Genomic DNA, 26,966 nt, shown 5'->3' with positions numbered 1-26,966 from the left:
TGCCCAGCGGCGCAGCACAATTTCCGGCGGCTGCAGTACGGCGTTTCTCTCCCGCTTCCCTTTTTATATGATATAATGTTCTGGGAATGCAGGAAACCCGACACCATAAGCCCGGCATTTGATATGCTCCGGGCCGTGCGTCAGAAAGGAGCGCCTATCGTGTACAAACGTTTTCTCTCATTGCTGCTGTGTATGTGTCTGGCCGCTGCCATGTTCCCGGCTGTCTCCCAGGCGGCGGAGACACCCTCTTCCGTCTTTGCCGGCGGCTCCGGCACTGCGGAGGACCCCTATCAAATCGCCACGGTGGAACAGCTATGGCAATTTGCGTCCCTGGTCAATAGCGGGGATGAGGCCTATCGTTCTGCCTCCTACCGCCTGACCGCCGATCTGGATCTGGGCGAAGAGCTGTGGACGCCCATCGGTATGGACGATGCGCACAGCTTCCGCGGCACCTTTGACGGCGGCTTTCACTTTATCACCGGAGTAAAGGTTGACCTTCCCGCGCTTATTGAACCCGGTGTGGGTTCCTCAGCCGCTTTTTTCGGCACTGTGGAGGGGGGCGTTGTGGAAAACCTGTATGTCATCGGTGAAATTAAAGCATTCAATGCGTCGGGACTGGTGTATACTCTGTGCGACGGCTCAGTGCTCCGGAACTGTACCTTTAGCGGCGGGGTTAGCGCTGCGTGGATAGACGGCCGCAATCTTGGCTATACCTGCGCTCTGGTCACCACCAATTCAGATAGCCTAATTGCAAACTGTTATGTCACATCTGCCGACATTCTCAACGGCGGATTTTTCGGCGGAAATCGGGACGGCTCCAAAGCCAGGGCAGAAAACTGTTATACATCCAATCTTTATCCCACATTTGCCGCCCAACAAACCGACATTGAGCACTGCTTCTCCTTCATATTTCCAGAATGGCTGCCATCTGAAAGTACTGATATCTTTTCCCCTGATGCATACGAGAATGGCTGTGGTTTGTTTACCGGCTTGGACGGCGCCCTTTACAAAGCGGACGGGACTCCCCTAACCGAGGAAGGCACGCTGCTGGAGGCCCTCAACGCCTGGGTGGACAGCCACCCGGATGAGGGGTATGTCAGGTGGACACAGCTTCCAGGCAGCTACCCCCAGTTCAGCCCCTCGCCATACTATGTCTCGCTCTCCACGGAGACAGGCGCATATATCGCCCGGGGCACAGAGGGGGAGTTCACTCCTATAGATGACTCTGGCGGCGATATCATCGACTACAATTACAATGTCACCAGTTTTCCCCTTCTGGAGACAGAGAGCCGCACCGTGTATATCCACACCCACCCGGGATACCGGCTCTACGATGTACTGGTGGACGGCGTCAGCGTTGGCCCGGTCACCCAGTACACCTTCCCGCCAGCCACGGAAAACCACACCCTGAAAGCCCGCTTTGTCCTGGAGGGCTCCCTGTCCAACTTCACCATGGATCAGCCCTACTCCGGATACCGGGATATTGACGAAAGCCTGTGGTACGGCACGGGACAGGAGGGCTCTGTCCGGGATGCCACCGCGCTGGGTCTCTTTGCCGGAAACGGACAGGGTGATTTCCTCCCCGACGCCAACCTGACGCTGGCCGAGGTGGTAAAGCTGGCCGCCGTCATCCGCTCCACCTACCGCGCCGACCAGTACACCTTTGATCAGACCTCGGGCGAGCACTGGTGGGACACCTATGTGGCCTACGCGCTGGATGCAGGCATCCTCGAACCCGATGAATTTACCGACTTCTCCCGCCCGGCCACCCGGGGCGAGATGGCGGCCATTCTGTACCCCGCGCTGCCTGACTATGAAATGTATTCGGACCTTTATATTTCTCCGCCTGACGTGGAAGATTACGCATCAGCCTTTGCCCGCGCAACACCCCATGCCTACGAGATCATCAAACTCTACAGTCTGGGCATTGTCCAGGGCTGCGATGCGCAAGGCAACTATCACCCAGACTGGAACATCACCCGGGCGGAGGCCGCCGCTGTTGTGGTCCGTCTGACGCTGCCCGACCGGCGGCTTCCTGCGCCGGTGTCCCAGGACGAGGCGAATACTTCGGCTGACCGGGAGGTAAGCTGAGCTGAGACCGACGTATTCATGTGCATCCCGGGCAGTCCGTATTACGGCGCCGACCAGCCAGCGGACCTTCTTCGGGATGAAGAGGCCCACGACAAGCTCACGGTCAGCTACGAACGGCGTCCCCAGGCATGGGTCGCCCATGACCCAGGCCCGCTGCGCCGTGCCTGAGATGCGCTTTGGGTATGATTCCTGCGGTCTCGTGGACGTCATCCTGCTGGACGCCCAGGAGCTGCCCGAGGGGAGTGCCAACCTTATTGTATACGACTGGGACACCCGGCAGATTGCCGCCTGTCTGCCCCTTGAAACGCTGTCCCACCAGCGGTTCTATGTGGACCCCGCCCACACCTACGGCCTGTTCCTCACTCACAACGGCGCGGCGGATTCGGCCGCAGTCAGGCTGGAAGTGAGCCTCGGCTGAAACAGCAAACGGGCTGGATTCCGGATACTCCGGAATCCAGCCCGTTTTTCTGTTATCTGGGCGGGTTGTAGAGGTAATACCGCCCGTCTGTCTTCAGCAGCACCGCGGCGCTGTCCGCCGTACCCCATGCCCCTTCCAGGTCCAGCTCCGGAAACACCTGGGCGCCGCCCTTGCCGAAGAGGCTGACTTCTCCGCCCGCTGTGCGCACCGCTGTGGCGCCGTACAGTGCGTATTCCGACCGCTCCCCCGGCAGAGGCGCCGGTGGAGCCACCAAGGATATCAGCATGGTCTGGGCCGTCCCGTCCTCTCCTGTCCGGACACCCAGGGCATACCCCTGGATGGTAAGCGGTGTAAGCGCCGTCCAGCCGGAGCCTATGGTGCCGCCCTTCCCGTGGGCATCCACCGTGGTAAAGGTCCCGTCGGACTGCTGCACCACTGCCTGAATATGGTTGAACGGATACACCGCCTGATACTGGCACGAGATGGTATTCTGGAAGAACTGGTCGATAAATCCCCAGCCATCCTTGGTGCGCACCGCCGCATGGGTGCCCACAAAGGGCCCCACATCCAGGTATTCCCCGCCGAACAGGCTGCCGTCACCTATGCTGAGGAGGTAATGGCGGCCGTCCTTGGCCAACAGCAGCCAGCCACACCCCATGGAACAGTCCGCGATGGTACCGCCAAAGCTGTCCAGGGTATTGAGGGTCTCACCGAGGGTGTTGAGCACCGTGATGGGGCCGCCCGCCTCCTCCTGTACGGCGGCCTGACCGATACAGAAATCGGTTCCTGCGGCCCAGGGCGTCTGGCGGAAGGGCTGCCCCTCCGCCGTATAGTACATGACGCCGCCGGCGCCCTCGTGGCGGAACACGCCGCCCTCCTTCTGCCAGGTCACCGTCCCCGGCGGAGCGGAGAAGATCCGCCGCCCCGTCAGGTCATAGACGGCCATGCCGTCCGCCTCCGACGCAAACACATAGGTCCCGTCAAAGCCCGTGACGGCCATGCCGTCCAGAGCAGGCTGCGGGTTCAGGACCTGCGTCATGGAGGTGTAGATGCTGCCCCACAGGGAAAACCAGCGGACATACATCCCCAGCTCCCCAGCTGCGCCCAGCGCAAGGCCCTGGTCATCCAGAGACAGGATATCCACCGCGGTGATACCCGGAATTTCTTTCTCCAGCCTGCCGTACAGCTCGGTCCGTCCGCCGGTCCGGTACACCACCCAGAGCACGGCTGTGCCGTCCGCCTCTATCCCCTGTATAGCCGCGGCACTTTCGCTCTCCACCATCTTCGTCAGGCTGAAATCGCCCTCTGCCGGAAACAGGATGCGCTCCAGCTCCTCTTCATAGGGCACCAGCCCGATTTCCCGGGTGTACACCTCCCTTGCCAGCCGCAGGAAGATGAGGATGGCCTGTTCCCGGGTCAGATGGCTCTGGGGCAGGAAATTTCCGTAGTTGTCCCCTTCCATGACGGCCTGATACCTCAGCCAGCCGATGGCTTCCGCCGCCCAGTCGGGGAACTGATCTGCATCCCCATAGGCCGGACCGCTGCCGGGTTCCGTCAGAGCGGTCTGACCGGAATAGGCCAGGTAGGTGCGTGCCACCATGGCCGCCGCCTCCTGACGGGTGATGAGCCCATCCGGGTCAAAGGTGCCGTCTCCCCGCCCCTGGACAATCCCCAGGGCAGAGGCCGCGGTCCCCCAGGGCGCGGCGTCGGAGAACTCTGTCGGGACAGCACCGGCCGGATTTCCCTCCTTATCCCGATAGTAGCGCCGGTAGTCCTCCAGAAACTGCTCCGGGCTCCCCACATAGCGAAGCTGTGCCATACACAGCCGGACAGCCAGCTGGGCAAACTCCTCCCGGGTGATGTCCTGCTGGTAGTTCGACTGGAGCTCCTCCGGCACAAAGCCGATGGATATGGCCTCCTTTACCTCAGCTTCCGCCCAGGCGGACGGCGCGGACGCCCCCGCTGCCGTTACAGGCAAGGCCGCGATGCAGAGCAGCAGACACAGAAAGCAGGCGATACAGCGTTTCATCGTATAACCCCCCGTCACTCTATTGGTATCCAGCGTCAACAGATGGCATCAAATCTCTTGTTTTTTGCACTTACAGTATATCAAACATGTAAAATTGCTGCAATACAGACTCAGAGGGCTGCTGCAGCAAAAAGCTGCTCTCTGAAAGGCATTTACATACAAATCCCCAGTGTGGTAAGATATATGTTCAGCAAGGGAAAACGTTTCTGCAGCTTGTAACCTTCCGTATATTGTTGCTGCGTTATCCCGAGGGCGGGCCCTCAAAAACATTTTCAAGTAAGGAGAGAGGATTCATGAAAAGAAAGATTGCCAGTCTTTTGCTGGCGGGAGCCATGACGGTCAATATTGCCGCAGCCAGTACAGCCGCTCACGCCGCAGCATTTACCGACGTGCCCGATGACGCCTGGTACTCCCAGGCCGTGGACTACGCCGTGAGCCACGGAATGTTTTCGGGCACCGGGGCCGGCACCTTCTCGCCCTCAACGCCTATGACCCGCGGCATGATTGTGGTGGTTTTAAGCAACGTGGCGAAGGCGGACGTATCCTCGGCCAAGGACGCCAGCTTCAGCGATGTGCAGCCCTCTGACTGGTATGCGGACGCCATTGACTGGGCCTATGAGCAGGGGTATGTTTCCGGCACCGGCGCGAATACCTTCAGCCCCAATTCTGTTGTGACTCGTGCTCAAATCGCGGTTATCCTCTCCAATTACCTCCACAGCATCAACGCAGACCTCGAAGAGGATGGGAATTCTGCGGCATTCAATGATATTGCGGCAATCCCTTCCTGGGCGCTGGAAGGCGTCAAGTATATGCAGGCCATTGGCCTGATGGCGGGCGACTCTGCAGGCAATTTTAATCCCAACAAGGAGCTGACCCGAGCAGAGGCGGCAACTGTTTTTATGCGCATGGACCAGAAGCTGAACGGAGGCGATTCTTCTGACAGCTCCTCCAGCGGCCAGAGTGGAACGGAGCTTACCCTCCCCGGCGGCATTGTCGTGAAGGATGAACCCATTTCCGTCAAGGAGGCGTTCGAAACGATTGCTCCCGGCGTCAATGATACTCAGGTCCGCCCGGGCAAAAGTTCCAAAGGGTTAATTCCGGCCGGCACGGAGATGGCTGTCGGGGATGACGTGGTAGAGCAGCAGGTCTATGTGGACCTGGGCAACGGTATCATCGGTGTGATGACCACCACATTCAACCCCAAGATGACTGTGCGCAGCACCACTCTGGAAATCAATTTGTTCCCCGGTGATACATTTTCGCTGAACTCTGAGGACTGCGGCTTTGTTAAAATTGGAAAGTGGAAATCTTTCCAGAGCGATATTGCGGCTGTCACTAATATCGATGATCACCGTGCCAACATCACCGCCAAGAAATCCGGCGGTGCTGCTGTGGTCTATGACAACAGCACCGATGCTGATAGCGAAATGATTTTTTCCGTGCAGATCAGGGTCTTTGAGCGGCGCCCTGCCGAAGGCGAAACCGCTAATTTCCGTCTGGATACCGACAACGAGCCAGTCTACTACGTGTCTCCCAGCCCGGAGTATTACCGCCTGGCACAGGTTTGGTATACCGACAAAGGCACCAAATTCACCAGCAAGGATTCTGCCCACTATACGAGCAATGGCCTTGACGTTATCGGCAACATCTACGTCTATCCTGATGCCGATGCAAACATCGCCAAAAGCGATATCACTGCCCAAGGGTATGTAAAGCCGGAATGCATCACGAAGTATTACTTGATTTCTACATCGGAAACGGACACTCGTTACCTTGCAGTCGGTGACTACCTCACGCTGGGTTTCTATGTTATGAACTCCGCTGCTGAGAATACTGTTGTTACGGTATATATCACCAGTTTGGAAGCCGGCCTTACCGAGACCATGGATATCGCAATTCGATACGCTGGATAACGAAAGAAAGGAGCTGCCTCCCACAAGAGGCAGCTCCTTGTCTATCTTCGTACCGGACAAGATGATATATACGGTTTTCCCCCTCCGATATCGCTAAGATGCAGGACAGGGGATATGAAAACGGTTTTAATGCCCCCCTATTACCCCATACTCGGGGAGACATACATCTTTAAATCACATGGTCTCTGCGCAATGTGGAGATTTCCTCCGTATCATAGCCCAACTGAGCTAAAATTTTATCGGTGTCCTCTCCCAAACAGGGCGCACACTTGTACATTTTAGGTGGGGTCTCCGACATATGTATGGGCAGATTGGTGACCTTCAGGCTGCCCAGCCTGGGATGTTCCACGTCCACAAACATATTTCGTTCCTTGTTGAAGTGAGGGTGCTCTACCACCTGCTTTACATTATAGATCTCTCCTGCAGGCAGCCTCGCGTCAAGGAACTTAGACAGCAGTTCCTCCACAGTATACTTTCGCGTCTCCTGGTCGATGGTGCGGTCAAGCAAGTCTCTGTTTCTGGTTCTGGCGGCCACATCGGAAAATTCCTCCCGCTCCAGCCACTGAGGACAGCCCAGCACCTTGGCCAGCCGTTCCCACTCGCTGTTTCGTCCTGCCAGCAGCATAATCTTCCCATCTTTGCAGTGGTATGCGTTTCCTGGCGCGTTGGCCGCAAAACCGTTGCCCAAAGGTCCGGGAATCCGCCCTTCGGTCAGATAGATCTGATTTATACCGGTCATAGCGGAAATGCACGAATCCGCCAGCGCGATGTCAATCCATTGACCTTTTCCGCATTGCTCCCGGTATCTCAGTGCTGCGAGAACGGCAAAAGCTGCGTTCTGTCCAGCAAGCACGTCTGCAATAGATGCGCCGCACCTGACGGGCTCCCCATCGGGCTCTCCGGTAATGCTGGTTATTCCGCTCATGGCCTGAGCAATCGGATCAAAGGCAGCCCGATCCGCCAGTTGTCCGGACTGTCCATAGCCGGATATGGAGACGTAAATGAGACCTGGATTTATTTTTGCAGCCGCTTCATAAGAAAAACCCAGCCGCTTCATTACGCCGGGCCGAAAATTTTCTACCAGGACGTCAGCTTTTTCTATCAGCTTTGCAAGAATACGCTTTCCCTCTTCATGCTTCAGGTTTAGCGTCAGGCTATACTTACTGCAGTTATAATTGATATAGTATGTGCTCTCTCCGTCCTTTTTGGGCATGCTTTCCCGGGAAATATCTCCTCCTCCGGGCTCCTCAATTTTAATAACATGGGCGCCCAGATTGGCAAGCATCATGGCACAGTAAGGGGCGGCCACCATGCGCCCCAAATCCAAAACATTAAGCCCCTCCAGCGCCCCTCTGGGGACGTCCGGTAAAATGTCTTTCATCTTGCCACCGCCTCTCACATAAAGAGCCATACATATCCGTGGACAATGACCGCAACAATCAAAATGGTAAGAATCATGCGCTCCACGTAGACAATAAACAGGTCTTTTGCGGTATATTTCACCGCAGAGTTGAAAAATACCGGCATGGTCAGCGGAATGCTGATAATGCCCAGAACCGGCATTGCGCACAGAACCACCTTGGAGGCCAGAGCTCCTGCTGTTCCTGCATATACCGCCGGAAGAGAGGGCACGAGAAGCGCCGAGGCGGCTCCTTTCCCCACTGTCAGAGGGTCTGCCAGCCCAGCCAGGAGGGCAAATGGATAAAACAAATACCCCAGAATGTCCAGCAGCGGAGTGTAGTAATTCAGCACCAGTCCCACCACTACCATGCCGCAGGTGCTGGCCATAATATTGCCCAGCAGCTTGCCGGAGGTCTTCAGCATTCCAAGGCACTCTTTCCCCAAATGCTCCATAGATTCCGCCCGTTCATATCCCGCCAACAGCATTCTCTTGATGAGTATTCCGCCCTTCTTCCCCTCCGTCTCCTGTACATATTCCATACCGTTGTAGGTGCTCTCAGGTATTTTACTGGTGGGATAAATGCGCACCTGCAGAATTGCAATTACGGCCAGACCCAGAAGGCACGCAAAGAGATACAGTCCCCAGTAGTCCGAGATTCCGCCCAGATCGCTGAGAATTACCATAAAGGAGATGGCTGTGGTGGCAAATCCGGTTCCCATCAGAAACGCCTCCTTATAGGTAAAGCGTCCGTCTTTATAGAGGTTGTCCACCACCACGATTCCGACCGGTGCAGAGCCGAAAAAGGCGGAAACTGTGATAACCGCCGCTCTGCCCGGCAGCTTGAAGACCGGACGGAGCAGGGGGCGAAGCGCAACACCTACAAATTCCAGCAGGCCGGAGTTAAGCAAAAACGGCATAAACAAGGGTGAAATCCCGGTATAAAGCAGGGTGGGATAGAGTACCTGGTCCATAATGAATGGCATAAACCGCTCGTCCGCAAGGAAGTCCGGGGCGGCTCCAAAGATATACAGAGTCATGCACACAATGCCCAGCAGAGAGAGTGCGCTCATCAGGATATTGAAAAACCCTTTAAACCTCTTTTTGCGTTCTTTGAAGATTAAAATTACGCCCCATACAGCAAATGCATAGATAATATAGTCTGCGGCGGAACCCAGCAATGCCGTAATCCGGTTGCCAATGTGGACAAGGCCAATCTGGCTTACGCCGTCAATGGAAATCGGAACAACAAAGATTAGAATACCTATGCAGCTGAACAGCCAAAATTTTGCTTTTGTCCATACTTTGTAGTCCTTCAGTTCTCTCTGATTGCCTACCATAAAACTCCTCCATGGCAGTTGCGGGTCACTCGCTTCCATATCGGATATTGTTCTCCATCCATATTAAATAGGCCGTATGGAGCACATAATTCCCGTATGCCGTAAGGAAATCAAGCCCCGTAACGTCTTTTACCTTTTGCAGGCGATACCTGAGCGTACTGATATGAATATGCAGGTCGTTGGCGGCCACCTTCAGGGAGCGTACGCGGAAAAGCACATCAAGGGTCTCCCACAGTCCGCTCTCATATAGACGGTCCCGCTCGCTGATCGGCTCCACAACATTCTGACAGAGCCAGTTGTACTCCTGGGTACCCTGCGCCTGATGGAGGAGACCCTGGACCAAAAATGCCGCATAGTCGTAAATATGCTTTTCTGGCCTGTATATTCTTCCGTGCTCAATTGCGGCCTGGGCCTGAAGAAAGCTCCTTGTTATCTCACAGGGATCCTCCTGTACCAGGCTCAATCCAATGTCAAAAAAGTGCTCGTCCGACGAGAGATATTGGTTCCTGAATGCGATCATCCGGTCTGCCAGCACTCCGCTTTGGGCCATGGAACTGTCTTTCGGAAAGGTGATCAAGCACTTTATGCCGTGACTATCCCACTTTATAATGCACCGCTCAAAGCAGTTCCTGAGCTGCGCCCCACAGTATTCCATAGGTGCGGAGCTTACCTCACCGCCGCCAGTCTCCCTTCGCGCCACAACAATGAACGTATACCGGTCCAGTAGCTCAAATCCACCGTTTTTCAGGTGATTTCGGATGACCGCGCCCTCCCGCTGCTGCTGAAAAAGCACCTGATCCAACAGGCCGCTGCCTTGATCCATCGCGCTCTGGCGCTCTGTGATCCGCTGCTCACATACCCGCACCACTATATATGACAGCGCCTGCCAAACCACCTCTTCGCACTCCCTGGGCAGCTGCCCCTGATCCATAATGACCAGCACACCCAAAAGAGTTTCACCTGCCTGGCAGAGAAACACAGCATCCTTTTCGTCATAAAAGCAGTGCTTTTTTCTGCCATAGTTCAGGCTTTTTTTCAGCAGCTTATTCCCAAGAAGGGAAATGTTCCGGTTTGAAGCGCGCTGCGGAAATTGATAGCTGGCCAGAATACGGCTCTGGACATCAATGAAGAAGCAGGACGCGCCTATCATTTCCCCCAGAGAGCCGAGAATTGCTTCCAATGGCTCATCATTCATATACTTCCGCAGAAGCTGTGCATGCCTGCTCGCTGTCTCGTCTTTGCCTCCGGCGGACTCCATAACAATTTCCTCGGTAATCAGCCGGATGACATTGCTGAAGTGTATATCGGATCCAATTTCAAACAGCGGAATCCCGTACTGGTCTGCCACGTCAACAATATCACGGGGGATTTCGTTGAAGTACCGGTTGATTTTTACCCCGAGGACGGATACACCTGCCCGTATCAAGCCTATGACTGCTTCCATCCCGGCCCCGTCCTTCTGCACAAAAGAGAGGGTTGTCAGCACAAACATCCCCCGCGGCTCTGCTCCCAGATAAAAGTCCTCCGTCTCCATGACGGCAAGCTTCTCCACCACGCGCCCCATGCCTGCCTCTCCGGCCTTCAGGCGAAGAGAAAGCCTGTCCTCAAACAGCTCCTTGAGCCGCAAAGCAGAAATTCCCACAGAGTGCACTCCTTTCAAACAAATAAGTAAAAAGAAGATAGCACAACCCCCGTGCAAAAACAAGCCGCCGCCCCCGGGCTGTCAGACAGCCCGGGGGACTGGGCAGAGGCGGCGCTCAGATTTTTACCCGATATTTGTCCACGCTGTCCCAGTCAATCTCTACGCCGCTGCCCGGCCCATCGGGGAGCGGCAGGCAGCCGTTTTGAATAACCAGAGGCTTCTTGATGAGAGACGCACTGAAGTTCTCGTCATAGAATGCGATCTCACAGGGCAGGGATATCTGTTTGAAGGCGGCTGCAAGCTGCACGCAGTTGGCGGTACCCAGATCGCTCTCCAGCTGGGTGCTGATCTGGCAGGGCAGGTTTGCGCTTTCCGCCAGGTGCACAATCTTGGTGGAGAGGAAGAAACCGGTCCGGGGCAGCTTGATGCCCACACGGCTGATGGCGCCCAGCTGGATCTGCCGGTAGACGTCATTGACGGTGATGGTGCTCTCATCGCTGAGAATGGGGACGGACGTGGCTTTGGCCAGGGCCGCGCGGCCCTCGTTGTCCGTGCTGGGCAGCGGCTCCTCCGCGCAGGAAATAACCCCCTCCAGCGCCCGCAGTACCTTGAAGGCCTCCTCACGGGTATAGGCCATATTGACGTCAATATAGAGAGTGGTGCCCTCGGGGCAGTTGGCCTTCATCTCCTTGAGCAGGCGGATGTCCTCGTCCACGTCGCCGTTGCCCGTCTTGATTTTGAAGCTCCTGTATCCCTCCGCGGTCTTGCGCACCACCTCATCCACCTGGTCCTGATAACTGCCGTAGGTGCCGGCCATGGTCCAGGACAGGGGGACTTCCGTTCTGTACGGACCACCCAGCATCTTGCAGATGGGCAGACCGCACAGACGCCCGTTCAGGTCGTAGAGCGCAATGTCGATGGCGCCCTTTGCCGTGGGATTCCAGACGGCAAAGCTCATTTTGTCCCAGAGCTTCTGCAGATTGAAGGAGTCCTCCCCGATCAGCATGGGCGCGAGGACATCTTTGATGACGTAGTAGATGGACTGCTGCGTTTCTCCGTAGATTCCGATGCGGGGAGTGGCCTCTCCAACGCCGTAAGTACCGTCCTCTGCGGTGATTTTCACAACTACGTTGTCCGCGCCGGCCATATGGCCGGATTTCCAGTTGATCGTCCCGGCAAAGGGGATGTTGACAGGGATTGCTTCAACGCCGATAATCCTCATTTGTCATTCCTCCTGATACAAACCAGTCAGACCCTTTCTATGGCCTGTTTTTCTTTACTTCCCGGTAACAGCCAGAATCTTTCCGGTCTCCTTCTTAAAGAGCCGGATGCTCACAAGGCCGGCCACCAGAGCAACCACAGCTATGGAAGCCCACAGGTAGTTTGCCATGACATAAGATCCGGTATTCTGGGCAATCGTTCCGCTGATGGTGGGAGAGACGGAAGAAATCAGGGTGGCCACCATCAAATACGCGCCGTAAATCTTGCCGAAGTTGGTCGTGCCGAAGATATTCGCCAGCATGACGCCGGGAATTGCCATCTGGGCGGACATCACAATGCTGCCGCCGGCGTAAAACACCAGAATCTGCCAGTAGCTGGTGGGGTTGGCGGAGACCAGGTAGCACACACCGGCCAGGGCACAGGTAAAGGTAAGGAGCTTAACGGGTTCAATCTTGTCCAGGTAACGCATCAGGAACGCCAGGAACAGAAGGCGGATCACCTGGCGGATGGAGAGCACCGTAGACACAGTCTCCATGGCAAAGCCGGCCTGGACAAAGAGCAGGGAGCCGGGGTTCATGATATAGTTGGACAGGCAGAGGGAGCACGCATGGAGGACAATCAGGGCCCACAGGAGAGGAGAGCGCAGCGCCTGCTTAAAGGTGTAGTGATTTTCAGGCAGCACATTTTTGAACACCCTGCTTACGGCCGCTGCCGCCTGTCCTTTCTTCGGCGTGTCTCCGGCATCCCGGCCAGGCTCCACGCCGTCGGGATACTGCCCCACATCGGAAGGCTTGTTAATGATGAAGAAGGAGAGAATCAGGCCGATAATGCTGGCAGCGCCGAAGTAGTAGTAGCCATACTTCCAGTTGCCGTTGCCGACGGAGTTGATGAGCCAGGTCACGATAGGTGCGGTAATAATACCGGCGATAACGGTTCCGGTGTTGACGATGGCGCCGCCGGTGCCTCTGCGCTTCTGGAGCCAGTTGCTGACAACCGACTGGGTGGTCACGAAGGACACGCACTGGTAGCTCAGCGCCACCACAAAGCCGTAGTTGAACAGGAACATCAGGGAGCTGCCCGCCTGGAACTGCACCAGCACAAAGCCGGAGAGAATGGACAGAAGGCTGCCCACAATAAACATTTTCTTTGCGCCGAATCTGTCAACGAAGGAGCCCATCAGCAGGCCGCCCAACGCGGCCACAATCTGGGTAATGGTCCATGAGAGTCCATACGCCACCTGGGTTACGGTGTTTTCCGGGCTCGTCATCATCAGTGTGTTGGCCACGCCCTGGGCGTTGCTGCCGAAGTTGCCGGAGAAGGTGGTGATCAGGCTGGCCAGAATGACCATGTACCAGCCGAGAAAGCCTTTTTTCGCTTTTTTCATTTACCTCGCCTCTCTTCGCCTTAAATGATTTTTTCCTCTCTCAGCGCCCGGATCTGCGCGCTGTCCATGTGAAGTATCCCGCCGTAAACGCTCTCGTTGTCCTGCCCCAGCGTGGGCGAGCTGCCCTGCACCTGGGGAGGCGTCAGAGACATCTTGAGGGGATTGTTGGTGATGCGCACCTCACCCGCCGCAGGATGCTGGATGGTGACAAACATATTGCGCTCTTTGGCAATGCACGCATCATTTACGACCTGGTCAATGGTGTAGACAGGCCCGGCCGGAATTTTAACACTGCGCATCTGGGCCACAACCTCATCGGCCGTAAGCTGGCCGGCCCACTGGTCAATGATCTCCTCCAGCTCCCGGCGGTGCTTTACCCGCTGGGCGTTTTTGCTGAACCGCTCGTCCTCCGCCAGCTCTGGCCGGCCCATCAGCGCGGCCAGCTTGGGCCACAGCCTGTCGTTTCCGGCGGCAAAAATCACCGTGCCGTCTTTGGCGTGGCAGCTGCCGCCAGGCGCCGCGGCCTCCGTGCCGTTGCCCTGACGGGACGGCACCCGGCCCTCGGACAGGTAGACCTGGTTCAGGCTGGCCAGCGCGCTGACCGAGACATCCACCAGTGAGACATCAATCATCTGGCCCTTGCCGGTGCGGTTGCGGTAGTTCAGCGCCGCCAGAGCGCCCACCGCGCCGTTGATGCCTGCCAGCACGTCGGCCACGGGCGCGCCGCACCTGGCGGGCTCGGCATCAGGCCAGCCGGTCACGCTGCAAATGCCGCTCATGGCCTGGGCGATGGGGTCGTAGCCGGGCAGCTGGCTGTTGCTGCCGCTCTGGCCGTAGCCGGAAATGGCCACATAGATGAGCCCCGGATTGAGCTTGGACAAGGTCTCGTAGTCCAGGCCCAGTCTGGCCATGACGCCCGGCCGGAAGTTCTCCACCAGAATGTCCGCGTCCTTCACCAGCTGGAGGAAAATATCCTTTCCGCTCTTCAGGTTCAGGGTAATTCCCTTTTTGCCCCGGTTGAAGTTCATGTAATAGGCGCTCTCACCGTTGGAGAAGGGCCTGAGGAATCTGGCCTCATCGCCCATGCCGGGTTCCTCAATTTTGAGCACCTCCGCGCCCAGATCGGCCAGTATGGCGGCGCAGTGGGGGCCGGCCAGGACCCGGCTCATATCCAGAACCTTAATTCCTTCCAGTGCTTTTTCACTCATACCGCTCACCCCAGTTCATTTCCCGCAATCAGCACGGCGCTCACCTGAGGAGAACCGCCGAAGGTGTGGGAGAGTCCAATCTTGCAGTCCTTAATCTGACGGGCGGGGTTGTCCACGCGCCCCTGGAGCTGCTTGAAAATTTCATACGTCATCCGGATTCCGCTGGCGCCCACAGGGTGGCCAAAGCACTTCAGGCCGCCGTCCACATTTACAGGCAGACCGCCGTCCCGCTCGAAAAAGCCAGACTCAATGTCCTCCGCCGCATGCCCTGGCTGGCTGAAGCCGAAGTCCTCATAGATAATCATCTCGGTGCAGGTAAAGCAGTCGTGGACCTCGGCCAGATCGATCTGCTCCCTGGGATTCGTAATGCCGGCCATCTTGTAGGCCTGACGGGAGGAGTCCTTCAGGGCGTCAAAGCCTGTCCACTCAAAATTGGGGCGGCTCTGGCTCAGCGTGGAGTCTACCGCCATGCCGTAGCCCTTGATATAGATGGGCTTGTCGGTGTACTTGGCCGCCATGTCCGCCCGGGTGAGAATGGCGCAGGCGGAGCCGTCGCTGTTGCCGCAGCAGTCAAAGAGGCCCAGCGGGTAGGCGATGATGGGCGCCTTCATGACGTCATCCACAGTCAGTTCCTTGTGGAAATGTGCCTTGGGTGAGAGCATACCGTTGTGGTGATTCTTCACCGCGATTTTGGCGATAAGCCGCTTTCCCTCCTCGGGGCTGAGGCCGTACTTGGCAAAATATCTGGAGGCAATCATGGCAAAGGAGCCGGGGCCCGTTCTTCTGGCCTCATACACGGGATTCCAGCCGCGGCCCACGCCCAGGCCGCCATAACCGGTATCCTTCAGCTTCTCCACGCCGATGGCCATGACAACGTCGTACTCGCCGCTGGCAATGGCCATGGCCGCCTGGATCAGCGCCACATGTCCGGAGGTACAGAAGCTCTCGTTGCGCATCATGGGGATGCCGGAGAGCTTGAGCGTGTCCGCCACAGGAGTTGCGCCCGTTCCGCCGTTTGGCTGGTTGCCCTCGCTGAAAAACACAGCCTGAATGTCCTCTGGCTTTACATGGGCATCCTCAAACGCCTCGTAAGCGGATTCAATAATCAGATCCGAAATGCCGCAGTCCCATCGTTCTCCGAATTTGGAACAGCCCATTCCCACAATTGCAACCTTATCCTTGATAGACACCCTTATTCCTCCCCTCTGCGCACGGGTCTGAGCTTCCAGTAATAGTTTACGAAATCGCCAAGATTGTGCATCTTACGGAAGCTGAACTCCAGGTTCATGCCGACTTTGATGTCGCTCTCCTGGAAGTCGGTGATCAGCATGTAGATTCTGGTCCCCTGGCTGTCCTCGGCTACTGCCTGGCCAATCATGGGATCGTCGCTGCGTCCCGCCAGCCGGTCAATGGAATAGGTAAACAGCTTGAACTCCCGCTCATAGAGCCGGACCTCTTCATACTCGTCCTTGGAGTGGCAGCTGTAACAGACCCTGTTGATGGGGAACATAATCTGACCGCACTTTTTGCACTTGCTGCCGTGGAGAGAAAGAATGCAGTTCTGCTCACGCCAGTAGAGGGAACCGGAAGGGTTGATCTTATAGGGCTCACCGGGCTCAGCCTCGATAAGTCCACGGAAGGACAGGAAACGAGGATAACCGGTCAGCTCGTGGCGGGTGGACAGATACTTGTGAATCAAGCCCTTGTTCCGCAGATGTTCCACATGCTCCGTCACCTTCAGCAAAACTGCCTCGGCTCCGCTGCCGTAAGCGGACCAGAGAATCAGGTCGCCGGGCTTGGCCTCGTCCAGCGCCGCCGCCAAAAGCAGCAGGGGCTGGGCGGTTCCGCAATCGCCGATGTTCGTCAGCAGGGGGTCCTGTACCTTCTCCGGGCTGATACCCAGGGCCTTGGCCACACCCAGGTGGTCCTTGGCGGAAGTGGAGGGCAAAATCAGCTTGGTCACATCATCCGGCGTAAGGGACTGAGACGCCATCAGCTGCTTCAGGGCCCGCACAAGGGCGTAGGTGTACCCCTTGCTCTTGACAAAGCGGCTCTCACCGGTGCGCACATAGTCGTCCTTGATGTTTCTCCAGGCGTCGTGAATTTCCACGTTCACCGTCTCAAACGCCTCGATGGACGCCACCACATCCTGGGTGCCCACCATCAGGGCGGCACCGGCATCGCCGAACATCTGCTCCAGCTGGGACTTGGGATAGCCGTTTCGCTGATCTGCGCTGGTCACCAGCACATTTTTGCACATGCCGGCCTTCACGGCGCTGTAAGCCGCCTTTACCGCGCTTACGCCTGCTCTTGTGGAGGCCAGGAAATCGGCAATCTGGCAGGAATCCGCCAGGTCGCAGACCTTGGCCAGAATGGAAGCGTGGGACTTTTCGGCATAGGGGGCGGTGGTAGAAGCAAAGTACAGTCCGTCAACTGCCTCCCGGTCCTGACCTGCCAGGCAGTTGATGGCGGCCTCCGCCGCCATGGTCACGCTGTCCTCATCGGCGTTGCACAGGCTCCGCTCTCCCTTGGCGCCCTTGGCATCCCACTGGCGGCCAATGGTCTCTCTTTTTATATAGTAGTACGGAACATATACGCCTGTTCCTGTAATTCCAATACTCATAATTCGACTCCTATCAGATAGACTGGATGAATTCGTCAAGCGCCTCGCAGACAGCCTCGGGATTTTCCACGGCAATGAAGTGGCCGTAGCCCTCATAGAGCTTCATCCGCTTGTTCTTGCAGTTAACAAGCCGGTCCAGACTGGCCTGAGCCATTTCGGCGGTGTAGGCCTGGTCGTCGATGCCCTCAATAATCATAACCGGGCAGGTGATGCGGTCCATCTTGTCGCTCACGTTGAAGGTACCGGTCTCGGTCAGGTCGCCCTGCTTGATTTTGCCGATTTCGCAGAGAGCGCCCCAGTTGATGAAGTCCACCCGATCCTGGCTGGTTCTGGTCCCCACCAGGGACTCGGTAAATTCCAGATGGGAATGCTGGGGGCAGACATAGGGATGGAAGAGCATCTCGCGGACATTGCCCATCCCGTCCTCGGTGTTGTCATTGCCCTGCATGCACACGATGCCCCGCACCGGGTGCTCCTGGGCAATATGATAGGTAATGCCGCCGGCCATGGAGCAGCCAATGACGATGGGGTTCTCCAGGCCCAGGGCCTCCACACAGTCCCAAATCCACTTGCCGTATTCCTTGTAGTTATTGATTACGTTGTTGCCGGGCAGAGGCCAGCTCTTTCCGTGACCGGGCATGTCCACGGAATACATCCGGTACTTGTCCTTGAAAATCTCCATCATGTCGTGATACTGGCGGTTCTCACGGCCTGCGGTATGGAGGCACAGCAGCGTGGCCTTGTCATCTGGGGCGTCGTTGGTCTCAAAGTAGATCTTGACTCCGTTGATGCGCTTATAGAAGCCGCGGATCGCCACGTCTCCGTCAGGCGGCACCGGCTTGCTCTCATCCCGCTTGGGCATATCGCTCCCAGGGGTCACGCCGTCGCGGATATAGGAGTAGAGCCGTCCGGCCTGGGCCAGGGCGTTGTTGTTCTGGCGGTAACGGATGGGCTCGCCGATGGTCTTAAAGTCCTCCGGGTTTCCGCCCTGACGGATCTGGTAGCACACAATGGACAGGCTGCGGCGGCAGGGCGCCCACATATCCCAGCCCTTTTTGGTTCCGGCCAGACCAATGTCAATTCCGCCCTCAGGGAGGCCCGTTTCCACCTTCGTCACCACGCCCCGCTCAAGGTAAATCGTGCAGGATTCGTCATCTTCCGTAAAGCTCATACTTCCGGTGAAGAACTTGCCGTAGTAATACTCTCTAAACTCTTCACCATAAGCACAGTTGATAAAATCCTTTAACTTTTCCGCTCGCTCGATCATCGACATTTGAATCCCTCCACTTTTTTATGGGTTATTGGGCCTCACAAAACCATCAGTATGCCTATTTTTCAGCTCGTGATGCGTTTTTTATTGTGCAACATTATAGTACCATGTCGTATGTTATGTGCCTATTCGACATAGAAGTTAAATTTTCGACCGGCTTTAATACTTTTGTAGGAGACCTGAAAACAGGGCGGTGCAGAAATAAACTGCACCGCCCTGTACCATTCTTATGTTATCTCTTGTTCCAACGCGTCAAATTCAGGCGTGGAAACAATCTCAACCAGCTTTTATTCTAAACTATTGATACCTCCCCATGGACACTTTTGCTGACCGCTATATCAGCTATTCCGACGAGGAACAGGCATGCCTCCTGCCCTGCTTGTTCAGAAGAAAAGAAAAAAGGCCTGAAATCTTACGATTTCAAGCCTTTTTGGTGGAGATAAGCGGGATCGAACCGCTGACCTCTTGAATGCCATTCAAGTAAGAAATCAAAAATTACAGAAACATCAGAAGTTATGTATGGAATTCCTTTTACTTCCGCAAGATTTGGTGTTCAGTCGTTCTTTTATTTCCAACTATTTTATACTCGTTCAACACATATTCAACACGGGCAGGCCAGTGACTCTCGCGCAAAAATTTGTGAGTGGTCTCAGCGGTAGATGATATAAATTTAAAAACGCAGCAGCTGCAATGGCTTCGACGCTTTTTCATGGCAATTATACCGTCATTCTCAAAATGGAGTTTCCGAAGCTCAGACGTAAAAACACCGTCAGTTCAAAAAACAGATTCCATTCGTTTAAAAGTAAAATGCCGTCATTCTGAACCTGAACCACTTTACCCAAGTGCTTCAAAACGCCGTCATTCCAAAAAATCAACCGGCATTAAAACCCCGTCACTTCAGAAAATGTCAAAACAGTAATTTCTCCGTCATTTTTGATGTTGAGCAACAGGAAAACACCGTCATCTCCCAAAAGTCCAATGACAGTGTTTCCACACAGCAGCACACACAAAATACCGTCATTTTAAATTGTGCTGTTGTGCGGCACCAGAAGCCGGTTTTGTGTTTGGATAAGCACCAGGTAAAAATCTGTATAAAGCAAATGCTGACTCCTTGCAAAAATCACTCGAAAACAGAAGTTCCCACGAAAGGCGTTTACATACAAATCTCCGGTATGGTAAGATATATGTTCAGTAAGGGAAAACGTTTCTGCAGCTTGTAACCTTCCATATATTGTTGCTGCGTTATCCCGAGGGTTGGCCCTCAAAAACATCTTCAAGCAAGGAGAGAGGATCCATGAAAAGAAAGATTGCCGGTCTTTTGCTGGCGGGAGCCATGACGGTCAATATTGCCGCAGTCAGTACAGCTGCTCACGCCGCAGCATTTACCGACGTGCCCGATGACGCCTGGTACTCCCAGGCCGTGGACTACGCCGTGAGCCACGGAATGTTTTCCGGCACCGGTGCCGGCACCTTTTCCCCCTCAACGCCTATGACCCGCGGCATGATTGTGGTGGTTTTAAGCAACGTGGCGAAGGCGGACGTATCCTCGGCCAAGGACGCCAGCTTCAGCGATGTGCAGCCCTCTGACTGGTATGCGGATGCCATTGACTGGGCCTATGAGCAGGGGTATGTTTCCGGCACCGGCGCGAATACCTTCAGCCCCAATTCTGTTGTGACACGTGCTCAAATCGCGGTTATCCTCTCCAATTACCTCCACAGCATCAACGCAGACCTCGAAGAGGATGGGACTTCTGCGGCATTCAACGATATTGCGGCAATCCCTTCCTGGGCGCTGGAAGGCGTCAAGTATATGCAGGCCATTGGCCTGATGGCGGGCGACTCTGCAGGCAATTTTAATCCCAACAAGGAGCTGACCCGGGCAGAGGCCGCAACTGTTTTTATGCGCATGGACCAGAAGCTGAACGGAGACAACTCTTCTGACAGCTCCTCCAGCGGCCAGAGTGGAACGGAGCTCACCCTCCCCGGCGGCATTGTCGTGAAGGATGAACCCATTTCCGTCAAGGAGGCCTTCAAGACTATTGCGCCTGGATTCAAAGACACTCAGGTCCGCCCGGGCAAAAGTTCCAAAGGGTTAATTCCGGCCGGCACAGAGATGGCTGTCGGGGATGACGTGGTAGAGCAGCAGGTCTATGTGGACCTTGGCAACGGCATCATCGGTATTATGACTACTTCTTTCAACCCTGCTATGGAAGTGCGGTTCACCACCCTTGAGGTCACAGGTTATCCTGGGGATAAATTCACGCTGGATGCTGAAGAGTTTGGATACACCCAGCCCGGCCAATGGGAAACCCCCAATGAGAGCGTATCTATTGCAAATTTGGATGGATACAAGGCTGAAATTACCATTACGAGCTCCGGTAGTTCCTCCATTCAGTTCTATAATGATGTGCGAGACGAGAATGGTAACTTCCCTATGCTGCTTACCGTAGGCGTGACCTCCTATGAACGGCGCCCTGCGAAAGACGAAACCGCTAATTTCCGTCTGGATACCGACAACGAGCCGGTCTACTACGTGTCTCCCAGCCCGGAGTATTACCGCCTGGCACAGGTTTGGTATACCGACAAAGGCACCAAATTCACCAGCAAGGATTCTGCCCACTATACGAGCAATGGCCTTGATGTTATCGGCAACATCTACGTTTATCCTGATGCCGATGCAAACATCGCCAAAAGTGACATCACTGCCCAAGGGTATGTGAAGCCCGAATGCATCACGAAGTATTACTCCATTTCCACATCGGAAACGGACACTCGTTACCTTGCAGTCGGTGACTACCTCACACTGGGTTTCTATGTTATGAACTCCGCCGCCGAGAATACTGTTGTTACGGTATATATCACCAGTTTGGAAACCGGCCTTACTGAGACCATGGACATCGCGATTCGATACGCCGGATAACAAAATAGCAGGAGCTGCCTCCCGCAGGAGGCAGCTCCTTTCTTTTGCTGATTACACTATATGCCGATCACACCGTCATTTTGAGCCGCGTTCCATCGCCTCGTCTACGGCCCGGTTCAGGAAGGTATTCATGGACTCCCCTGTCGTCTCTATATATGCCAGCATCTTTTGTTTCTTTTCAGGCGTAACCCGAAAGCCCCGAATCTCCTCAAACTTGCTGCGCCACTTGTCATTTGCTTTTTTCTGTGCATCAGAAGTAGGCATCGTCTCTCCTCCTCATGTTCCATACCATATCACAGCTGGCTGCTGGCAAAAATATGGCAAGCTGCATATATACGCGCGCGTATTATTGGCAAGTATGTTCATTGATATACGTGCGCGTATATCTTATAATACTGTCAGAAAATAAAACAGCGGCAGTGCATGGGAGTTCGCACCTCCCATGCACCTGCTAGGTGCCTTACCACCTACACAACGACTGATGTCGCACCGCAGGCATATTATATCTTCTTTTGGCTCATCTGACAAGATGCCTGCGTTCCAGACGAAACTGTCCACAGCGTGTAGGTAACTGCCCTGCACGCTGTTTTGTTTTCGTACTTCAAAATGGAGGTTACGAAAATGAACGGACAGGAATGTGTCTACATGACAGTAAGCGAAGTCAAGCGCTATCTCAACATCAGCCAGGCAGCCGCCTACGAACTGACGCACCGGGCTGACTTTCCGGTATGCCGGATCGGCGGCAGCATCCGGATTCCCAAATCGGCCTTTCTGGCCTGGGTCGAGCTTCGCACCCACATCCCCGAAGCTCTGGCTCGCCACATGGCTTCCGCATAAGGAGGCCGTACATGAACAAGCGTTCCAACGGTGAAGGCTGCTTCCGCAAATTAAAAAGCGGTACTTGGCGGGGCCAGATTATGGACGGGTATAGAGCGGACGGAAAACGGAACATCGTCAGTTTTACCGCCCCGACTAAAAGTGAGGTCCAGCAAAAAATCCGCCGGTATCTTGCTGATACGGCTGCCGGCTTGACGACTCTGAGCCGCTCCATGTCGTTCTCTGTGTGGGCCGAGCAGTGGTACCAGGATTATGTGACTCAGGTGCAGCCCTCCACCTATTCAAGCTATCGGTATACCCTGAAACTATTGAAGGCCTTTTTCGATCATATGGTGCTGAGCGAAATTAAGCCTCAGCATATTAACAGCTTCATGACAAAGCTGTTGAAGGAGGGGTGTTCCCTCTCCAAAATCAGCAAATGCAGAAGCATGCTCATTCAGATCTTTGATGCTGCGGAGAACAATGGACTGATTTTGAAGAACCCCGCCCGCAAAGCAAAGGCCATTCGAACTCAAAGTACAGAGGATACCGGGAAGGATGCGTTTTCTTACGAGGAAGTCGCCTTATTAAAGAAATATCTGCGCAATGACCTTTTGGGCAACAGTATCAGGCTTCTGCTTGGCAGTGGGCTGCGGGTACAGGAATTGTTGGCGCTTCGGCCCGAGGACATCGCTGAGGATGGCTCTGAGATCTGTGTCAACAAGGCCATCAAAATGGTAGACGGAAAGCCAACCATCGGCCCACCCAAGAGCAAGCGGAGTTGTCGGACTGTACCGATTCCCGAGGACTACCGTCCATATGCAGTATACCTTCGAACGCATGGTGGAAAGTCTTACATCTGGACCTCCACCCGGAAGAGTTTGCTGTATAGCGTGGGAACTTTCCGCAACAAATATTATGCCGCATTGAAGCGGGTCCCCGGCGTCAGGAAGCTCGGCCCCCATTGCTGCCGTCACACCTATGTGACCCATCTGGAGGCCAATCAAGTCCCGTTGGCGGAAATTGCCCGGCTCGTTGGACATTCCACCGTGTCCACCACCAACCGCTACCTGCATATCTCCAGCGAGACCCTGGAACGTGCAGTCAGTACTCTTAATTGCTCAAACAGAGGCAGTCGGAATCTTCCTGCAGAAGCAAAGCGTATGAAGGGGGCATAAAGATGGCAACGAAAAAAGAACTGCGCGGTCAATATATCCTTAACGTCCTGCACAACATTGAGCTGGCCGGAGACGCCTACTCCACCGCAGAGGAACTGTACCAGCTGTGTAAGCAGAAGCATCCCTCCCTTTCGGAAGATGCCTTTCGGGCGGATAAGACATTTTTACAGAAGGAGGGTCGGATTGCCCAAGAAGGGCGCCGGATTTACCTCGCAAAGACCCTGGCATATGAAAATGCTGCTGCTCAGTTCCTGGCGGACATTTTATCCAATAACGAGCTCCAAAGTGCGTTGCAGGATATGCCTGCGTCGACAGAGCTTACCACTCTGACAGGAGAACAGCAGTCCGCCATCCGTATGGTTTTCGGCCACCGGCTTTCTCTTATTTTGGGTGGTGCCGGAACCGGCAAAACCACCCTGGTGCGTGGACTGATCGCCCAGGCACCTCATCGTCTCTCTTCCTGTATCCTCTGTGCTCCCACCGGCAAAGTTGCCCGCAACCTGACCGAGCGCACTGGCGTTCAGGCACGTACCGTACATGGTGCCCTTGGCCTGCGCCCGGAGGAAAACTTTCTGGGGCCTGTGCATTGGGATTTGACCGGCCTGGTGGTGATTGACGAAGCCAGCATGATGACTCTTGAGATGCTGGCCGGCATCCTGCACAAGGTCTCTCCATTCGCCCATGTTGTCCTGATCGGGGACCCCAATCAGCTGCTCTCGGTAGGAGCCGGAAATGTACTGACAGACTTGTTGGCACTGGGTGTACCCTGCACCCAGTTGACAATCTGCCACCGGCAGTCCGCCCAGGCTGCGGCTCTGGGACATAATGTACGGCACTTTCAGGAGTGCCGCAGCCTTGCGGATCTGCGTTTTGACAACAGCTTCTATTTCGTCCCACAGACTGACGAGAAGCGCATCTGTCAGGCAGTGTGCTGCGGAGGCGCTAAGCTCTACCGCATGGGCGGCTCCACGCAGGTCCTCTCCCCTTTCCGCAGTTCCGGAAAGCTGTCTGTATCAAGTTTGAATGATGCGCTTCGGGACATGCTGAATCCCGCCGTCCCTGCAAACCAGAATCCGGACTGGCCAGACGCCTGCTTCCGGGAGGGTGACCGGGTCATGGTGTTGGAAAATGACTGGCAGCAGATGGTCTGCAACGGAGATGTAGGGCACTTCTACTTTCTTTCTCAGCCAGGCTCGTTCGGCATATCCTGTCCCGGGCAACGACGTGCCTGCTGGATTGGAGAGAATCCCTCGGATCGGCTCAGTCTGGCCTACGCCATCACGGTCCACAAGGCCCAGGGTTCTGAATATGACATGGTCATTCTTCCGCTGGTCAAATCTTTTGGCGTCATGCTGACGCGGAACCTACTCTATACTGCCATCTCTCGCACCCGGAAGCATGTGGTTTTGGTTGGAGACCCAGACGCTCTGGAAGAAGCCCTCCGGCAGGAACCAAAGCCCCGCAAATCCCAGTTGGTGGCCAAGGCCCGGATGTGCTGTGTCAAAAATGATTTACAGAAGAAGAGGTGCCGTTATGCGTGAGCAAGACTATCGAAACATTGGCGTCAGGATACATAATCTGAGGAAGCTGCGTGGGCTGTCTCAGGCAGCATTGGCAGAACGGGCAGAGCTCTCCACGCCCTATATCAGCCACATCGAACGCGGCATGAAACTTCTCAGTCTCCCTGCTCTGCTCAGAATCGCGGAGGTACTGGATATTCCGCCGGGCACACTGTTGAATGATCCCAAGACGCCTGGGAACTCTCATCTAGAGTTTGCCTTTCTTTTGGATGCCTGCAGCCCTGTGGAGCGGCAAGTAATATACGATTTGGTCCTGGCAGCAAAAGAAAGCATGGTAAGACATTTCAAAATCTCTTAATAGAAGGCCGGAGATAGCGGGCATTCCTCCCTATCTCCGGCCTTTATCACTGCCTACAGGGCAGCTTGGATATCTGGCAGTTTATAGAAAATAAAATACAGCGTTTATAACGGCTACTGTCATAGCTTTTTCGTCTATGCGAAGTTTATGCCAAAACGCCGGAGCCGGCCAGCGCCGATGCAGATCTCCTGCTCGACGAATATCCACCAGTAGTTTTATACAGTGTGGTATTCCAGTTAGAACGGGAGTTTTTCCTGAATATCCCCATCCTGCTGGACTTCCTGGTCCATCTGATTAGCACCTCGGTAAAGGTGAAGGCGGGCTTCTTGCCAAAAGGCAGACCGATAAGCCGAGCCTCTCCTAGTATAATGGATTTCTGGCTATGCAGATCACCAGTCTTATGGAGTAGAGATTCATCAGGTTCGTCTTCTCTTCCAGGTCCGCTCTCTTGAAGTTACTCATATCTGCCCAACCGTGGCCTTCGAGGATACCGGTCTGTGGCTTACAGGTAGCTTTGTGTACTTGTTGGTCGTTTTCAAAAGTAAGCTACTATAGTAATTACCGTAGGATACTCCGTCATCCCGTAACTGTACGCACATTCCCGAACTTTGAAACTAACAGGCGGTGGTTTGTTTAGATATTACTTTCTCTTTTTATTTTCTTTGTGCATTTTATTTGCTGCCTTTGTAGCCAGCAATTGTAGGGAACTGCTTATTTTTTTAAGCTCCCCGTTCTGCTCCTTTAGCTTTTCCATTAAATCTTCACTATTTCAAACATCATTCCATAAAATTGACCCGCAACTGGCAAAGCGGCCGGGTCAGTCTTTAACACAAACACGGCAGACACTTTGAGAATTTGTTCACGCTCTGAAATTTATGGAACCACTCGAGTGGAAACCCCTCCAAAAAAAGAAGGACAAGCACAATCTCTCGGCAAGTATGTGAAGCTCTAACCAAACGATTTTTAGAGTTCCTATGAAACTTCTAACTAGACCAGAATGTCCAACTTGGATATTAAAAATCAGGAGATCATAAGAACACATCATCGGACCATTCAAGATTAGGCAGAGATGATATTATTAAAAGCTGCCAGGACGCACCATAAGGATGCAATCTTGGCAGCTTTTTACTTAGCTTTCCTTAATTTTGGCCCTCCACAGGAAAAGAGAGAATATACTCCCCATGTTGCTGGATTTGGTTTTTTTCAACTGCTCTGCTCCTGAACGATTTGCGTGGCCAACGGAAGCTCCGGGCCAGCTCTGTCTACCGTCTCTACTCCCCTGTTACAATAAAAATGCTGAAGTATCTTCATAATTTCCTTAGACGGGATTCCACCGCCAATGAAAGGAAAAAATATCCTACTAGAATTCAACGCTGGATGCGGCCGGAGCCGTCGCCGCCGGCCAGCTTTTCCACCTCGGGGAGGGTGACCATGTTGTAGTCGCCCTCGATGGAGTGCTTGAGCGCGGAGGCCGCCACGGCGAACTCCACAGCCTCCTGGGTGGACTTGCCGGACAGCAGGGCGTAGATGAGGCCGCCGCCGAAGCTGTCGCCGCCGCCCACGCGGTCGATGATGTGGAGGTTGTACTTCTTGGAGAAGCAGTACTCGTTGGAGGCCACATCGTAGAGCATGGCGC

At 54.9% G+C, this 26,966-nt stretch carries 20 protein-coding genes; 8 read left to right on the top strand and 12 right to left on the bottom strand.

The features are described from left to right. The first annotated feature begins 159 nt into the window (after nucleotides 1-159). Nucleotides 160-2,091: an S-layer homology domain-containing protein gene (locus tag ACOX7T_RS09515; protein ID WP_433442157.1), complete on the top strand. Its 1,932-nt coding sequence runs from the start codon at nucleotides 160-162 to the stop codon at nucleotides 2,089-2,091. A gap of 139 nt (nucleotides 2,092-2,230) precedes the next feature. Beyond that, a complete protein-coding gene (locus tag ACOX7T_RS09510; RefSeq protein WP_433442155.1) occupies nucleotides 2,231-2,509 on the top strand; it encodes a hypothetical protein in 279 nt (92 codons plus the stop codon). A gap of 52 nt (nucleotides 2,510-2,561) precedes the next feature. Here the strand turns inward: ACOX7T_RS09510 and ACOX7T_RS09505 are convergent, their stop codons facing one another. Then, nucleotides 2,562-4,538, bottom strand: coding sequence for an S-layer homology domain-containing protein (locus ACOX7T_RS09505; RefSeq protein WP_433442153.1), 1,977 nt, complete (start codon nucleotides 4,536-4,538; stop codon nucleotides 2,562-2,564). A gap of 293 nt (nucleotides 4,539-4,831) precedes the next feature. Here ACOX7T_RS09505 and ACOX7T_RS09500 point away from each other — a divergent pair, with 293 nt between their 5' ends. Beyond that, nucleotides 4,832-6,451: an S-layer homology domain-containing protein gene (locus ACOX7T_RS09500; RefSeq protein ID WP_433442151.1), complete on the top strand. Its 1,620-nt coding sequence runs from the start codon at nucleotides 4,832-4,834 to the stop codon at nucleotides 6,449-6,451. A gap of 169 nt (nucleotides 6,452-6,620) precedes the next feature. Here the strand turns inward: ACOX7T_RS09500 and ACOX7T_RS09495 are convergent, their stop codons facing one another. The 9 genes from ACOX7T_RS09495 to ACOX7T_RS09455 all read right to left on the bottom strand — a co-directional run bounded on the left by ACOX7T_RS09495 (nucleotide 6,621) and on the right by ACOX7T_RS09455 (nucleotide 18,541). Beyond that, nucleotides 6,621-7,832 (bottom strand): CaiB/BaiF CoA transferase family protein, encoded by a 1,212-nt coding sequence (locus ACOX7T_RS09495; protein ID WP_433442149.1) that lies wholly within the window; start codon nucleotides 7,830-7,832, stop codon nucleotides 6,621-6,623. A gap of 14 nt (nucleotides 7,833-7,846) precedes the next feature. Further along, on the bottom strand, nucleotides 7,847-9,190 hold the full coding sequence (locus ACOX7T_RS09490) for a YjiH family protein (RefSeq protein WP_433442147.1): 1,344 nt from the start codon (nucleotides 9,188-9,190) through the stop codon (nucleotides 7,847-7,849). A 25-nt stretch (nucleotides 9,191-9,215) separates the two neighbouring features. Next, nucleotides 9,216-10,832: a PucR family transcriptional regulator gene (locus ACOX7T_RS09485; RefSeq protein ID WP_433442145.1), complete on the bottom strand. Its 1,617-nt coding sequence runs from the start codon at nucleotides 10,830-10,832 to the stop codon at nucleotides 9,216-9,218. A 115-nt stretch (nucleotides 10,833-10,947) separates the two neighbouring features. Continuing rightward, nucleotides 10,948-12,054 carry a mandelate racemase/muconate lactonizing enzyme family protein gene (locus ACOX7T_RS09480; protein ID WP_433442143.1) on the bottom strand — a complete coding sequence of 369 codons (1,107 nt, stop codon included), beginning with the start codon at nucleotides 12,052-12,054 and terminating at the stop codon, nucleotides 10,948-10,950. A 54-nt stretch (nucleotides 12,055-12,108) separates the two neighbouring features. Further along, entirely contained in the window at nucleotides 12,109-13,437 is a 1,329-nt protein-coding gene (locus ACOX7T_RS09475; protein WP_433442141.1) for an MFS transporter, read from the bottom strand. Between the two features lie 20 nt (nucleotides 13,438-13,457). Then, nucleotides 13,458-14,645 carry a CaiB/BaiF CoA transferase family protein gene (locus ACOX7T_RS09470; protein WP_433442139.1) on the bottom strand — a complete coding sequence of 396 codons (1,188 nt, stop codon included), beginning with the start codon at nucleotides 14,643-14,645 and terminating at the stop codon, nucleotides 13,458-13,460. A gap of 5 nt (nucleotides 14,646-14,650) precedes the next feature. Then, nucleotides 14,651-15,835, bottom strand: coding sequence for an acetyl-CoA acetyltransferase (locus tag ACOX7T_RS09465; protein WP_433442137.1), 1,185 nt, complete (start codon nucleotides 15,833-15,835; stop codon nucleotides 14,651-14,653). 2 nt (nucleotides 15,836-15,837) lie between these two features. Further along, nucleotides 15,838-17,268 carry a 3-oxoacyl-[acyl-carrier-protein] synthase III C-terminal domain-containing protein gene (locus ACOX7T_RS09460; RefSeq protein ID WP_433442135.1) on the bottom strand — a complete coding sequence of 477 codons (1,431 nt, stop codon included), beginning with the start codon at nucleotides 17,266-17,268 and terminating at the stop codon, nucleotides 15,838-15,840. Between the two features lie 13 nt (nucleotides 17,269-17,281). Continuing rightward, on the bottom strand, nucleotides 17,282-18,541 hold the full coding sequence (locus ACOX7T_RS09455; protein ID WP_433442133.1) for an alpha/beta fold hydrolase: 1,260 nt from the start codon (nucleotides 18,539-18,541) through the stop codon (nucleotides 17,282-17,284). A 1,291-nt stretch (nucleotides 18,542-19,832) separates the two neighbouring features. Between ACOX7T_RS09455 and ACOX7T_RS09450 the strand changes: the two genes are divergently transcribed. Next, nucleotides 19,833-21,458, top strand: a complete 1,626-nt coding sequence (locus ACOX7T_RS09450) for an S-layer homology domain-containing protein (protein ID WP_433442131.1) — start codon at nucleotides 19,833-19,835, stop codon at nucleotides 21,456-21,458. Between the two features lie 75 nt (nucleotides 21,459-21,533). Here the strand turns inward: ACOX7T_RS09450 and ACOX7T_RS09445 are convergent, their stop codons facing one another. After that, nucleotides 21,534-21,722 (bottom strand): hypothetical protein, encoded by a 189-nt coding sequence (locus ACOX7T_RS09445; RefSeq protein WP_006575151.1) that lies wholly within the window; start codon nucleotides 21,720-21,722, stop codon nucleotides 21,534-21,536. Nucleotides 21,723-22,079: 357 nt separating this feature from the next. Between ACOX7T_RS09445 and ACOX7T_RS09440 the strand changes: the two genes are divergently transcribed. From ACOX7T_RS09440 to ACOX7T_RS09425, 4 genes are read left to right on the top strand one after another with little or no spacing between them, the layout of a single operon-like run. Continuing rightward, nucleotides 22,080-22,295, top strand: coding sequence for a helix-turn-helix domain-containing protein (locus ACOX7T_RS09440; protein ID WP_242823756.1), 216 nt, complete (start codon nucleotides 22,080-22,082; stop codon nucleotides 22,293-22,295). Nucleotides 22,296-22,306: 11 nt separating this feature from the next. Continuing rightward, nucleotides 22,307-23,452 (top strand): tyrosine-type recombinase/integrase, encoded by a 1,146-nt coding sequence (locus tag ACOX7T_RS09435; RefSeq protein ID WP_433442129.1) that lies wholly within the window; start codon nucleotides 22,307-22,309, stop codon nucleotides 23,450-23,452. A gap of 2 nt (nucleotides 23,453-23,454) precedes the next feature. Further along, on the top strand, nucleotides 23,455-24,993 hold the full coding sequence (locus ACOX7T_RS09430) for an ATP-dependent DNA helicase (RefSeq protein ID WP_433442127.1): 1,539 nt from the start codon (nucleotides 23,455-23,457) through the stop codon (nucleotides 24,991-24,993). Further along, nucleotides 24,986-25,330, top strand: a complete 345-nt coding sequence (locus ACOX7T_RS09425; protein WP_349232622.1) for a helix-turn-helix domain-containing protein — start codon at nucleotides 24,986-24,988, stop codon at nucleotides 25,328-25,330. Before ACOX7T_RS09430 ends, ACOX7T_RS09425 begins: the two co-directional genes overlap by 8 nt. Before the next feature lie 1,367 nt (nucleotides 25,331-26,697). Here ACOX7T_RS09425 and ACOX7T_RS09420 read toward each other — a convergent pair. After that, nucleotides 26,698-26,966: PfkB family carbohydrate kinase (locus tag ACOX7T_RS09420; RefSeq protein WP_433442124.1), on the bottom strand; the 269-nt coding region annotated here is incomplete at its 5' end.

Source organism: Pseudoflavonifractor sp. (genome assembly GCF_050943825.1).
Lineage (GTDB): Bacteria > Bacillota > Clostridia > Oscillospirales > Oscillospiraceae > Pseudoflavonifractor.
This window is presented reverse-complemented; position numbering and strand designations above follow the sequence as displayed.

Coding starts and splice junctions, on each gene's coding strand:
- ACOX7T_RS09510 (WP_433442155.1), top strand. CDS start 2,231: ATGACCCAGGCCCGCTGCGCCGTGCCTGAGATGCGCTTTGGGTATGAT.
- ACOX7T_RS09505 (WP_433442153.1), bottom strand. CDS start 4,538: ATGAAACGCTGTATCGCCTGCTTTCTGTGTCTGCTGCTCTGCATCGCG.
- ACOX7T_RS09500 (WP_433442151.1), top strand. CDS start 4,832: ATGAAAAGAAAGATTGCCAGTCTTTTGCTGGCGGGAGCCATGACGGTC.
- ACOX7T_RS09495 (WP_433442149.1), bottom strand. CDS start 7,832: ATGAAAGACATTTTACCGGACGTCCCCAGAGGGGCGCTGGAGGGGCTT.
- ACOX7T_RS09490 (WP_433442147.1), bottom strand. CDS start 9,190: ATGGTAGGCAATCAGAGAGAACTGAAGGACTACAAAGTATGGACAAAA.
- ACOX7T_RS09480 (WP_433442143.1), bottom strand. CDS start 12,054: ATGAGGATTATCGGCGTTGAAGCAATCCCTGTCAACATCCCCTTTGCC.
- ACOX7T_RS09475 (WP_433442141.1), bottom strand. CDS start 13,437: ATGAAAAAAGCGAAAAAAGGCTTTCTCGGCTGGTACATGGTCATTCTG.
- ACOX7T_RS09470 (WP_433442139.1), bottom strand. CDS start 14,645: ATGAGTGAAAAAGCACTGGAAGGAATTAAGGTTCTGGATATGAGCCGG.
- ACOX7T_RS09460 (WP_433442135.1), bottom strand. CDS start 17,268: ATGAGTATTGGAATTACAGGAACAGGCGTATATGTTCCGTACTACTAT.
- ACOX7T_RS09455 (WP_433442133.1), bottom strand. CDS start 18,541: ATGTCGATGATCGAGCGAGCGGAAAAGTTAAAGGATTTTATCAACTGT.
- ACOX7T_RS09450 (WP_433442131.1), top strand. CDS start 19,833: ATGAAAAGAAAGATTGCCGGTCTTTTGCTGGCGGGAGCCATGACGGTC.
- ACOX7T_RS09445 (WP_006575151.1), bottom strand. CDS start 21,722: ATGCCTACTTCTGATGCACAGAAAAAAGCAAATGACAAGTGGCGCAGC.
- ACOX7T_RS09440 (WP_242823756.1), top strand. CDS start 22,080: ATGAACGGACAGGAATGTGTCTACATGACAGTAAGCGAAGTCAAGCGC.
- ACOX7T_RS09435 (WP_433442129.1), top strand. CDS start 22,307: ATGAACAAGCGTTCCAACGGTGAAGGCTGCTTCCGCAAATTAAAAAGC.
- ACOX7T_RS09430 (WP_433442127.1), top strand. CDS start 23,455: ATGGCAACGAAAAAAGAACTGCGCGGTCAATATATCCTTAACGTCCTG.
- ACOX7T_RS09425 (WP_349232622.1), top strand. CDS start 24,986: ATGCGTGAGCAAGACTATCGAAACATTGGCGTCAGGATACATAATCTG.